Origin of the sequence: Rubinisphaera margarita, assembly GCF_022267515.1 — a bacterium.
Classification (GTDB): domain Bacteria; phylum Planctomycetota; class Planctomycetia; order Planctomycetales; family Planctomycetaceae; genus Rubinisphaera; species Rubinisphaera margarita.
In genome coordinates this window covers 212,113-224,538 of sequence record NZ_JAKFGB010000020.1, presented here as the reverse complement: position 1 = coordinate 224,538, position 12,426 = coordinate 212,113, and the positions used below count along the sequence as shown (strand labels likewise).

Genomic DNA, 12,426 nt, shown 5'->3' with positions numbered 1-12,426 from the left:
ATAGAAAGTCACGTTGAGCCAGTTCGTGGATGTGGCAGGCGAACTGGCCCCTTACTGCCCTGTCCCGCAGTACGATTTCAACCGCAATGCCGGTCGTTACTCGAAACTGACCACCAGGTCGCCCGTGTTGACCTGGCTGCCTGGCTTCATATGCACGGCGGCGACCGTGCCGGAGGTTTCGGCGTTGATGGTACTTTCCATCTTCATCGCCTCCAGGCTGAACAGCTTCTGGCCCTTCTTGACCTTATCGCCCGGCTTCACCGCAATGGTGACCACCATGCCCGGCATCGAGGCTCCGACCTGCTTGGGATCGTTCGGATCGGCTTTGACCGCCTGGACGGCGTCCCCTTCCAGCGACTTGTCGATGATCGTCACATCGCGCGGCTGACCGTTGAGCTCGAAGAAGACCGTTCGCGTGCCATCCGGATGCGGCTGCGACTTCGTCAGGTATTTGATGATCAGCGTCTTACCCTTTTCGATTTCCGCCGCGACCTCTTCACCCGGCTCTTCGCCATAGAAGAAGACAGGCGTCGGCAGAATGCTGACATCGCCATACTCGATCACATGACGGGCATAGTCGGCATAGACTTTGGGATAAAGCAGATAGCTGATCACTTCCCGATTCTGCGGTGCCCGGCCGAGGAGCTTGGTCAGTTCTTCCCGGGCTTTGTCCATGTCGGCCGGCGGCAGGCTGGCTCCCGGACGATCGTTCAGCCCCGGATTGTCTTTGAGCACGATCTTCTTGATCTCTTCCGGGAAGCCCCCCGGAGGCTGTCCCATCATGCCGCCGATCAGGTCGATCACCGAAGCCGGGAAGGCATGCTCTCGGGAGGGATCGAGAATGTCCTCGGCCGTCAGGTCGTTGGCCACCATGAAGAGGGCCATGTCGCCAACCGCCTTCGATGTCGGGGTCACCTTCACGATGTCGCCGAACAGCTCGTTGACCGTCGCGTAAACGTCGCAGACATCCGACCAGCGATCGGAAAGCCCCAACGCCTGTGCCTGAGCGAACAGGTTCGTGTACTGGCCGCCGGGCATCTCGTGCCGGTACAGGTCCGATGTCGCCGGCAGAACCGAACTCTCGAACGGAGCATAGAACTCGCGGACGGCTCGCCAGTACGTCGCGATGTCATCCAGAGCATCGGCGTCGAGCTCCGGATTACGATCGCTGAATCGCAGTGCGCCGACGACCGTATTCAGGTTCGGCTGAGACGTTCCGCCCGACATCGGAGCCATGGCCGAGTCGGCGATGTCGAGGTTCTCTTCAGCCGCGTTGAAGATCGCTGCCGCCTGAATTCCAGCTGTGTCGTGCGTGTGGAAGTGAATCGGAATCCCCACTTCCTGCTTCAACGTCTTCACCAGCAGAGTCGCGGCGTCCGGCTTACAGAGACCGGCCATGTCCTTAATGGCAAGAATATGAGCGCCCATTTTCTCGAGCTGCTTCGCCAGATCGACATAGTAGTTCAGGTTGTACTTCGATCGTTTCGGGTCGAGGATGTCGCCGGTGTAGCAGATCGAGGCTTCGCAGATCATGCCCGAATCAATGACTGCTTCCATCGCCAGTTTCATGTTCGGCACCCAGTTGAGGGCATCGAAGACGCGGAAGACATCCATCCCGGTCTGAGCGGCTTCCTTCACGAACTCGACGACCACATTGTCCGGGTAGTTCGTGTACCCGACCGCGTTCGAGGCACGCAGCAGCATCTGCGTCAGAATATTCGGCACCGCTTCCCGCATGTCGGCGAGCCGCTGCCACGGACATTCATGCAGGAATCGCATGCTGGTATCGAAGGTCGCTCCGCCCCACATTTCGAGCGAGAAGAGCGACGGGCAGAGATACGAATAGGCTTCGGCGATATTCACCAGATCGCGTGTCCGGAAGCGGGTCGCGTGCAGCGACTGGTGGGCATCGCGGAACGTGGTATCGGTGATGAGCAGCCGTTTCTGCTCGGTGATCCACTTCGAGAACTTCTCGGCTCCCAGTTCGAGGAACTTGTCGCGGGTTCCTTCCGGGCGAGGCTGCGTGCTGTCGAAGCTCGGCACCGGCGCTTCAATGCGACGCACTGCTTTGGGGCGATCCTTCACGATCGGATTGCCGTTCACGATCGTTTCGCCGATGTACTTCAGAACCTTCGTCGCCCGGTCCTGGCGTTTCGGGAACTCGAACAGCTCCGGCGTTTTGTCGATGAAGCGGGTCGTGCAGTTTCCTTCCAGGAAGGTCTCGTGCGTGACCACTTTGGCGAGGAACGGAATGTTCGTCTTCACGCCGCGAATTCGGAACTCCTGCAGCGAACGCAGCATCCGTCGAGCCGTCTCGCGATAAGTGCGGCCGTGAGCGGTCACCTTCACCAGCAGCGAATCGTAGAACGGATTCACCACGGCTCCTGAGAACGCGCTGCCGGCGTCGAGGCGAATTCCCATCCCGCTGGCCGAACGATAGTGCGACACCCGGCCGTAGTCCGGCATGAAGCCGTTGGTCGGGTCTTCCGTGGTGATACGACACTGAATGGCAAACCCGTTGGGCTTCGGCGGATTGGCCGGGTCGATGCCAATTTCCGGATCGGTCAGCTTGTGGCCCGACGAGATCAGGATCTGCGATTTCACGATGTCGAACCCGGTCACTTCTTCGGTCACCGTGTGCTCGACCTGAATACGCGGGTTGACTTCGATGAAGTAGACCTCGTCGGTCTTCGCGTCGACCAGGAACTCGACCGTACCGGCTGCGTAATAGCCGACTTCGTTGCCGATCTTCAGAGCCGATTCGAGCAACGTCTGCCGCGCCTTGTCCGACAGATTCGGAGCCGGGGCGATTTCAACAACCTTCTGATGCCGCCGCTGCACCGAGCAGTCCCGCTCATACAAATGCGTCAGATTGCCATGACGGTCGCCCAGAATCTGCACTTCAATGTGCCGGGCCTGTTCGACGAACTTCTCGATAAAGACATCCGCACTGCCGAACGCCGTGAGTGCTTCCCGTTGAGCCGACTGAAACGCCCCGCTGAAATCTTCGGCCTTGTTCACGACCCGCATCCCGCGTCCGCCGCCCCCTTTGGCCGCTTTCAGGATGATCGGAAATCCTTCCTTCTCGGCCTGCTTCAGGCCATCTTCTTCCGTGGCGATCGCTTTTCCACTGCCGGAAAGGACCGGCACGCCCGCTTTCTTTGCGAGTTGGCGGGCGGTTGTCTTGTCGCCGAGCTGTTCCAGCGAATCGATCGAGGGGCCGACGAACGTGATCCCCGCCTTTTCGCACGCTCTGGCGAGATCGGGATTCTCGGACAGGAACCCGTAACCCGGGTGAATGGCGTCGGCTCCACATTCCTTCGCCTGCCGAACAATGCTCTCGATGTCGAGATACGTCCGGATCGGCTCCCCCTCCCGGCCGATCTGATAGGCTTCGTCGGCCTTGAAGCGATGCAACGCATAGCGATCTTCGTAGGAATAGATGGCCACCGTCCGAATGCCTAACTCCGTGGCGGAACGGAAGATACGGATCGCGATTTCACCCCGGTTGGCAACCAGCAGCTTGGTAATCGGTTTCATAAGTCAGCGGCAGCTTTCGTATTGTCGGACTCGTACGGAATCATTGATCAGGTAAAACATCCGAGAACTCAGATAAGATCGTCCTGACGATAGTGAAACGAAAACGAATTCGCAATTTGAGCGACGGAGATTGTTTCAAAGTGAGTTAATCGGTCCGTCAGCGAGGGCGTCTCTCTGATTTCATGAAGATTCGGCGAAAAACTCAGCGGTCGTTGACGCCGTCACCCTCGATTCGAAAGATGGCACAGATCCCAACTCTTCACAGCAAAGTTGCCAGAAAATGAGTCGTTCGCGCACGTTCCGTTCCGCCATGCTGGTCTTTTTCGGTCTCGGCCTGGGAACGATCGCCGCCATCGGGTCCGGCTCGCTGACGCCGTTCCTCATTTCCCGGCCGCCCGGCCCCAATACGCTCGACGAACTCGCCCCGATCGAAGTCGGAGAAGTCGACCGAGCCGCCCCCGCGGAGCTGATGAAAGGCTGGCCCCGACTCTTCGGCCCTCTTTCTGACAGCATTGTCCCGACCGATCGCGCAGAAACACTCGGCTGGAACGGTTCCGCCCCTGAAGTTGTCTGGCGGAGATCGATCGGCACCGGGTACAGCTCTCCAGTGATTGCCGAGCAGAAAGCGGTCGTGCTGCATCGGATCGGCGATGAAGAACTGACGTCGGTCTACGACCTCGTCACCGGCGATGTCATCTGGGAACGCCGCGATCCGACCAGTTATGTCTGCCCGAACCCGCCCCACAGCAGTGGACCATACAGCACGCCGCTGATCCTCAACGGCCACGTCTATGTCCAGAGCGCACAAGGCATGCTTCGCTGCCTCGACTTTGCCAACGGGGAGACGATCTGGGAACGGAACCTCAGCGAAGACTACAAGGTCCCGGAGAACGTCTTCGCCGTCGGACATACCCCCGCCGTTTATAAGGACATGCTCCTCCTCAACGTCGGTGGAGAACCGGAAGCCGGTGTGATCGCCGTCGATCAGCAGACCGGCGAAACCCGCTGGACGAGCACCGCTCACACGGCGTCGTACGCTACGCCGCAACTGGCCACGATTCACGGCCAGCCGTTCTGTTTCGTCCTCGCCGCCGACTCCGCCGTTTCACTGAATCCCGACACCGGAGCCGAGGACTGGTCGTTCCCATTCAAAGCAATCGCAGAGGACTTCGTGAATGCGACCTCGCCGGTCATCTATGGCGATGTCGTCATCTTCACCGCCTATCAGGCCGGCACGAAGTATCTCCGCATTCTGCCTGATCGCGGCTTCGAAGAAATCCGCCAGGACAAGCGGACCCTCGTCAGTCAGTTCAACCCGCTCACGTGCCGCGACGGCTACCTGTATGGCTGGCACTTCTTCGACAAGAGCTTTCGCTGCGTCGACCTGGCTTCCGGCGAACTGCTCTGGAAATACAACGGCCGCCTCGGCCGCGGCACCCACGTCATCTCCGGCGACTCGATCCTCCTCTACGGCGAATCCGGCAAGATCTCCGTCATCAGCACCAATCCCCACGAGTTGACCGAACTCCAGGAACCCACCGAACCCCTGCTGGCCGAACCCGCCTTCTCAGCCCCGGCGATCTCGAACGGATACGTGCTGCTGAAGAATGAGGAAGAGGTGGTCTGTATTCGAGCCGTGCCGTGAGAGATCTTTACGGGTGGCCCGCCCGGAACGGTCGGGCCACCCGTACTTCGAAGCCGTGATGGTTGCTGGCTGGCAATCGCTGAACAATTGTGGCAGGATAGCAATTGACGGGTGTTCCCGTCAGTTTGCTGTTGTCCGACCACTTTGATTTCTGCGAACGTTCTCGATTCTCATGCTGGCGCGTCTTCTCAGTTTTACGTTGTATGGCATCGATGCGCGGCCCGTGGAGGTCGAGGTTGATATTTCGCCGGGGGCGTTGCCGAAGACGATTCTTGTCGGGCTCGCCGAGGCCGCCGTGCGGGAGAGTACGCATCGGATTGAACGGGCGATTGTCAACAGTGGTTACGTTCGCTGTATCGATCGAATCGTGATCAACCTGTCGCCGGCTGATCTGCCGAAGGAAGCCGCTTCGCTCGATCTGCCGATTGCCCTCGGCATTCTCGCCGCCAGTGGGCAGCTCGATCAGGAGCAGTTGTCGCAGTATGCGGCTGTCGGCGAACTGGCGCTCGATGGTTCGCTCCGCCCGGCTCGCGGCACCCTTTCGATGGCGATGGAAGCTCGGAATCATCAGCAGCGGGGTCTGCTTGTTCCAGCCGAGAACGTTCGCGAAGCGAGCGTGGTCGAAGGAGTCGACATCATTCCGATCCAGTCGCTCACCGAAGCGGTCGGCTTTCTGAACGGACAGCTGCCGATCGAACCGGCTCCCTTCCGCTGGGAAGAGGCGGTCGAAGAATACGGCCGGTATCAGATCGACTACGCCGATGTCAAAGGACAGGAGTTCGCCAAACGAGCGCTGACCGTCGCCGCGGCCGGAAGTCATCATCTGTTGATGATCGGACCGCCGGGATCGGGAAAGACGTTGCTCGCCTCGCGCATTCCGACGATTCTCCCCTCACTCTCGCAGGATGAGAGTCTGGAAACGACGCGGGTTCACTCGGCGACCGGGCTGCTGTCGAACGGTGAATCGTTGATTCTGAAGCGTCCGTTCCGCGAGCCGCATCATACGGTCAGTGAAGCCGGTCTTGTTGGGGGCGGAAGTGTGCCGAAGCCGGGGGAGATTTCTCTCGCGCACAACGGCGTTCTCTTCCTCGATGAACTTCCCGAGTTCAACAAACGGACACTCGAAGTGCTGCGGCAGCCGCTCGAGAGCCAGAACGTGACCATCACCCGGGCGATTGGCAGCACGACCTTCCCGGCCGACTTCATGCTGATCGCCGCGATGAACCCGAGTCCCAGCGGCTACGGACCGGACGGCGGCCATCGTGTGAATGCCCAGGCGATGGAGCGGTATTTGAGCAAGATCAGCGGCCCGCTGCTGGATCGTATTGATATCCATATTGAAGTCCCGGCGGTGCCGTTCCGGGAACTGGCCGACAAGCAGGAGGGGACCAACTCGGCTCAGATGAAAGAGCAGGTTCTGCAGGCCCGGGAGATTCAGGAACGCCGCTTCGCATCCGCTCCCAATCGCATCAACGGGCGAATGACGACCCGCCAGATCCGCGAGCACTGCAAACTAACGCCGGACGCCGAGCTGTTCCTCAAAGCCGCCATGGAAGAACTCGGCCTCTCCGCCCGGGCTCACGACCGCATCCTGAGAGTCTGCCGCACCATCGCCGACCTCGAAGCGAGCGAGTTGATCACCGAGATCCACCTGAGTGAAGCGGTGAACTACCGAAGCCTGGACCGCAAGTACTGGTCGTGAGTGAAAGACCGTTTCCAACAAACGGGTGCCATGCCTGCATCGCCTCAAAGAGGCAGGGCAAGCATGCCAGTGGATGGCCGATTATTCTGGAACGATGAGGGAAGTGCCGTTCGACTTGAACGTCCACGATGAGTGTGCGGGTAGCCCTGGTTGATTCAACCGGGGTAGCGCAGCCACAAGAGGTCGTACTTCGAGTACCTTGTTCAATGAACTGAACGATCAGTTCCCAGACCTCTTGCCGACTTCGTCGGCCCCGGTAGCAGAGCAACCGGGGGTACCCCTTAATCGCGTTTATTTTGCCCCCGCAATTGTTGGATGAGCGCAAAAGAAAAACCCGGTCGTTCCTGGGGAACGGCCGGGTTTGATTTCTTTACGCCGATCGTGATTAGAACTCGCCGACGACTTCGTTGCCGTTGCGGGTCACGATGGCCGAGTAGGTGACCAGCGAGATGTTTTCCGAGAGGAAGCGGACCGAGCCGTCGCCCATGACAGCCTGAATGCCGCCCTGGTGCGGGCTGGAGAAGATCCAGTCGTCGCCCCACGGTTGCGTCGATCGTGCGACCTGATAGGTGTTCGCACCGCCGAAGGCAGCGACGTCCTGCGGGTTGACACCCGGGTGCCATCCGCCACCAGCCAGCGAAATGTAACGGGGTCCGATCCAGACACCGCCAGTGAAGTTACAGGCTTCGGTTCCGCAGGTGAGCAGGTCGGAACGATCGGCAATCGTCGAGCGTTCTGCCACCATCATGGTGTTGGTCGTACCATCGGTCATGTCACGGAACCCAATCCGCGAGTTCACAAAGAACGTTCCGTTGAAGGTTGTGGCGGCACTGGTTCCCGAGACAGCCAGGTAGTTGGTCTTACCGACGGCGGTGCCAGCGGCGGTCCGCTTGCTGTTCAGTCCAGCCATGGGATCGGACGGACAGTTGTAGGCGGAGATAATCTGCTTGGCAGCGTCGATCGGGTCGTTGATCGTGCCGTCAAAGTTCTTGTCCATCCAGTGAACGGCGTAACCGTTTGTCTGGCTGCCGATCTGATCGTACAGAGCAGGCTGTTCAACCATGGGCAGGATGTGAGTCTGCCAGCCAAGTCCGTTTGACAGCTGAGCAGCCGTGTAGGTGGTGCTGGTGGAGTAGCTGCCGCCACCGCCGTGAATGAAGGCCGGCGGGAAGACATTGTGGACGTCGTGATAGTTATGCAGAGCCAGACCGATCTGCTTCAGGTTATTCTTGCAGGAGCTGCGACGGGCGGCTTCCCGAGCCTGCTGAACAGCCGGAAGGAGCAGCGCGACCAGAATGGCAATGATGGCAATGACAACCAGCAGTTCGATCAGCGTGAAGGCCCGCTTGCGTGATTCATTCCGAGGAGAGACGGGGAGGGAGATGGTACGCATGTAAGCGCAGTCCTTTTCCGAAAAAGGTGAGAGTGCTGGACATCGACAGTTCTGAGGCACCTCAGAAAAAGCACGGCCCTGTCGATTGGAGCGACGGTTTCATTGCATCAGCTGATGCAGACCCGTTGATATGGAACAATAGCGTTCTCTAGACACAGATCAACAATTGACTGGGGGAATTTCCGTAATTTCACGAAAATCGCTCCCCAGCCTTGGATTGCGCCGATTCCGCTGAATGGTTCCAGACGCGGCTGGAGCTACTTGGAGTCCAGAGCAAAGTCGATCGACGGGTTGTCTCCCGCGACGACTGTCGCAGTCAGCGTCGTGTTTTCGTTGTACTTTGTCGGCACGGGATCCTTGTATCCGGGTTCGGGCGGCCCTTCGGTCGGGGTGGTGATGGACACCTTATGCTCTCCGATCGCGGCTCCCTTTTCGCTTCCGCTGTAAGTCAGTTCGTATTTGCCCGACTCATCCGTCACGCCGAACGACGGAGCTCCGGACTGGGGAACGAACGTCACGGTCACGTTGGACAACGGCTGTCCATCCATCGTCACTGTGCCCGACACCTTGCCGAGTTCCGGCTGATCGGACGAGCCGCCTCCGCCGCAACCGACAAGCAACGCGGGACTGGTCAAAGCCAAAAACATCAGCAGAGCGGCTGGTCGAAACAAGAGAGCATCCTCGATCAAAAGTGTCTCGCAAATCACCCGACAACACTGGACAGAAAACAACTCACGTCGACAGTTTTAATCGGATGGGGGTGGGCGAAATTATGCAGTCTCACTAATGGGTGTCAAGCTACTGCGAGAAACGCGACTGTCGCATGCAGCTTCAACATTCCTGTTTCAGGGAGAATCGTCGCGAAGAGTTCCGAGCGCCCGGACAGCGCGGCCGTGGAGTGGATCGATCTCGAGACACTTCTGATAAGCCGCGCGTGCGACCTCGGTGTTGCCGAGATCGTGGTTCATCTCCGCGTGAAAAAACCAGCCCTCGGCGTTCTGCGGATCTTCCTCAACGGCCTGCTGGAAGAGAGCATCAGCCTGTTCGGGGCGATTGCTGCGGTACAACGCCCTTCCCTGCAGAACCAGAGCCCGGGAAGAGTGCCAGGCCGATTTCTCCGCATCTCCCTGATTGCGGAAATAGTCTTTCAGATTCATGTGCACCTGCATGTCGGGATCAATGAGTAGTGCCTGATGCCAGTAGTCGGCCGCTTCGTCGAGTCGATCCTGAAACGCTGCCGCCCCGGCGTTCCAGAGCAATAGTTCGGGGGGACGAACCTCGAAGGCTGCCAGTTCGCTGGCGAGCTGCTCCAGTTCGTTCGCACGCTGCGAGCGGAGATAAATGTCGCCAAGCGTGAGCCGGACAGTGACGTACTGCGGAATCTTCCGTTCGCCGATCTTGTCACGCAGTTCGAGCAAATGCTGCTCCGCAGATTGAGTTTGCCCTTCCCGCATTTCCCGGTCAATCACGGCCAGGTCCCGTCGGAAACCATACCCTTCCGTAAACGGTCGCACGAGATCGGTGCTGAAGTTGATTGGCAATAGATAGGCCGAGCGTTCAACCAGTCGAGCCGCCTCCGCCGTCCGTTGGGGCTGATCGAGTTGCTGCAGTGCCCGGAAACGCAGGTGATGCAATCCGAGCGAATAGGGCAGCTCGTCGAGCCCCGGCCCCAGTGTCTGCAGGCCTTCCGCTGCTCGGCCGGAGCGAATCTGCAACTTGGCGAGTTGATAACGAGCGGGTGGGAATCTGATCTTCTGTCGAAACAGCGCCTCCGCCGCCTCGGCATTTTGTTCACGCAGCAGGTTTCGACCAATGGAATAGGACGCGAAGAGGGGCAGGTTCTGTTCGCTCTCCGTTCGCGGCTCCATCGCCGTGACCTTGCGGTAGGCTTCGGTACTTTCGGCGATGCGTCCGGTTCGATCGAGGCAGAAGGCGAGTCCGAACTGCGAAGACATATCATTCTCGTCGGCGGTCAGGGCGCGACGATAGGCGTGCTCGGCATAGGCATAGAACCCGTGACCCACCAGAGCTTCCGCCAACTGTCGTGCCGCCTCCGGATCGGCGGGCTTCGAGTTTGCCGAAAGCTCCCGCAACTCCGATTCATAAACAGGATCGCTGAAACTGACGGGAGGAACCAGTGAGGGAACTTCCTGAGAGGGTCTGCTGACCCAGTAAACCGCCCCAACCACTTCCAGGGCGACGAGGACGGTCAGAAGGCGCAAGATGACTGTCATCGGCCCCCTCCTTTCTCCTGACCGAGCCACGCGGAGACACCGCCAACCCGTTCGTAAGGTTTGCGGAAGTTCAGAGCTCCGGCGACCACATCCAGCCGCGAATCCCCGTTGATGTCTCCAATGGTGACTGTGACCAGGTGAATCGGATCGGTATCGATCTGCCAGCTGGTGAAGTTCTGCTCGCCATCGTTCTCCAGCCAGATCACGCTGGCCGTGCCCGGGGTGTACCAGTCGTTCGTCATGCTGACGAGCGCAACATCCAGATCGCCGTCGTCGTCCAGATCGCCCGCCGCTGCCGCATACGTTCCGCCGAGATCGGAAATGCGATGCATCTCGAACGTCCAGTCCCCCTGATTCTCGAACCAGTAGCAGCCGTGATAAGGCTGAGGGTAGGCGTCGAAGTCTTCGAGGTTATCGCCGGCCGGCAGAATCAGGTCCTGATCTCCATCACCGTCCAGGTCGGCACTCACCAGCCCGGCGCTGCCGAGATCGAGGTTAACGGTGTACCACAGTCGTCGCGGCGTGAAGGTTCCGTCGCCGGCGTTCTCGAACGCCCAGAGTTCTTCTTCGTCCTGAGACACGATCGCCGCGATATCCAGATCGCCATCGCCATCATAATCGGCAACCGGAACGTGAATCGTCCCCGGAGCATTCAGAAGTTCATGATCGCGGTACTGAAAGTCCCCTTCATTCTGCAGCCAGCGAACCGCGCCACGACTGTATCCGAACTCAGCGACGGCAAAGTCGATGTCGCCATCCTGATCGAAATCTCCCGGCTGGACATCGGCGATCCGTCGAACAGTGTCGAGAATGACGTGCCGCTCGAATCCCTCTTCGGTTCGCTCGAACAGTTCAACGCGGCCGATCACCGAGTCGTCCGGCATGATGTTCCCGAGAACAGAAACGACCATATCAAGATCGCCGTCGCCATCCGCATCAACCGGCGTCACATGAGCCGGTGCGGAGACGAGGGGAATCAGTACCTCTTCCTTCCATTGTTCTCCCTGTCGACGGTAAACGGTCACCTGATTCAGACTGGCGTCGCAGACGAGGATCTCGTTCTGCCCGTCACCATCTTCATCGACAATCTGCACGTTGGTGATCAGCGGGAGCCCCCGGGGTTCCGGGCCGATCCTCGTCTTCAGGAACGGCTGTTCGGTAGCGGGGTACGATTTGCCTCCGGAAAAGATCACAGGGACCGGTTCCCGGGGAGCGAGATACGGCCGACTGGCCCAGGCGAGCAACGGGATCGCCGGGATGAGAACGAGGAGCAGGATCAGTTGAGATCGCGCGGACATAGGCACCGCCGTGTCGGGGTCGAAGATCGGAAGCGGGTCGATTCGGTTTGCGAGATTCTACGACCGCAACCGACCAGCGAGAAGCGAGCGTTTCCGAGTTGCGTCAATTCTGCCCCTTCGCAGGCGCTTTTCGGGACAACAACGCGAGGAGCAGAAAGCCGATCAGAATTGAAGACGGCCCTTCAATCACGGTCCACCAGAGCGGCAATCCGACGTCGAGATCGATCAGAAGCACGGCTGCCCCTTTCCCGATTGCACACCAGGCCCAGAGACGGGCCAGAGGGCGATAGCGGTCGAGGTCGGCGGAAATCGCCAGCGTGATCACTCCGGCGACGACGTAAAACAGGGATGTTGTGCGTGCCAGATACTCAACGACAGGATCGGAAGGAATGGTTCCCAGTCCCAGCCAGGCATGGATTAATGTCAGCGTTTCAAGCGGCAAAACAATTGCCGGCAGAGCGAGCAGGCCGCCGCAGCCAATCAACCTCAGGATGCCCGCCGCGATTCGTTCGCGACCGGTTAAGTCCGTAGCGGGATTCACTTCAGTGGACTCACTCACCAGATATCAACTCCTGTAGACACCTGAATTGTCATTGAAGATCGCGAAATCGGTT

At 59.3% G+C, this 12,426-nt stretch carries 8 protein-coding genes; 2 read left to right on the top strand and 6 right to left on the bottom strand.

Annotation, left to right across the window (positions count from 1 at the left end; genetic code table 11):
• Nucleotides 1-96: 96 nt before the first annotated feature.
• The gene (locus L1A08_RS19535; protein WP_238758215.1) at nucleotides 97-3,540 is read right to left on the bottom strand and encodes a pyruvate carboxylase; all 3,444 of its coding nucleotides are present in this window, start codon (nucleotides 3,538-3,540) and stop codon (nucleotides 97-99) included.
• Between the two features lie 280 nt (nucleotides 3,541-3,820).
• On the opposite strand from L1A08_RS19535, the gene L1A08_RS19530 reads away from it, so the two are divergent.
• Nucleotides 3,821-5,185, top strand: a complete 1,365-nt coding sequence (locus tag L1A08_RS19530; protein WP_238758214.1) for an outer membrane protein assembly factor BamB family protein — start codon at nucleotides 3,821-3,823, stop codon at nucleotides 5,183-5,185.
• Between the two features lie 172 nt (nucleotides 5,186-5,357).
• Nucleotides 5,358-6,887, top strand: coding sequence for a YifB family Mg chelatase-like AAA ATPase (locus tag L1A08_RS19525; protein ID WP_238758213.1), 1,530 nt, complete (start codon nucleotides 5,358-5,360; stop codon nucleotides 6,885-6,887).
• Between the two features lie 385 nt (nucleotides 6,888-7,272).
• Here L1A08_RS19525 and L1A08_RS19520 read toward each other — a convergent pair whose 3' ends face one another.
• The 5 genes from L1A08_RS19520 to L1A08_RS19500 all read right to left on the bottom strand — a co-directional run bounded on the left by L1A08_RS19520 (nucleotide 7,273) and on the right by L1A08_RS19500 (nucleotide 12,371).
• Nucleotides 7,273-8,280 carry a DUF1559 domain-containing protein gene (locus L1A08_RS19520; protein WP_238758212.1) on the bottom strand — a complete coding sequence of 336 codons (1,008 nt, stop codon included), beginning with the start codon at nucleotides 8,278-8,280 and terminating at the stop codon, nucleotides 7,273-7,275.
• A gap of 257 nt (nucleotides 8,281-8,537) precedes the next feature.
• The gene (locus tag L1A08_RS19515; protein ID WP_238758211.1) at nucleotides 8,538-8,951 is read right to left on the bottom strand and encodes a carboxypeptidase-like regulatory domain-containing protein; all 414 of its coding nucleotides are present in this window, start codon (nucleotides 8,949-8,951) and stop codon (nucleotides 8,538-8,540) included.
• A 174-nt stretch (nucleotides 8,952-9,125) separates the two neighbouring features.
• Nucleotides 9,126-10,514: a tetratricopeptide repeat protein gene (locus tag L1A08_RS19510; protein ID WP_238758210.1), complete on the bottom strand. Its 1,389-nt coding sequence runs from the start codon at nucleotides 10,512-10,514 to the stop codon at nucleotides 9,126-9,128.
• Entirely contained in the window at nucleotides 10,511-11,812 is a 1,302-nt protein-coding gene (locus L1A08_RS19505) for an FG-GAP repeat domain-containing protein (protein ID WP_238758209.1), read from the bottom strand. Before L1A08_RS19505 ends, L1A08_RS19510 begins: the two co-directional genes overlap by 4 nt.
• Before the next feature lie 103 nt (nucleotides 11,813-11,915).
• On the bottom strand, nucleotides 11,916-12,371 hold the full coding sequence (locus L1A08_RS19500) for a hypothetical protein (protein WP_238758208.1): 456 nt from the start codon (nucleotides 12,369-12,371) through the stop codon (nucleotides 11,916-11,918).
• Nucleotides 12,372-12,426: the final 55 nt, after the last annotated feature.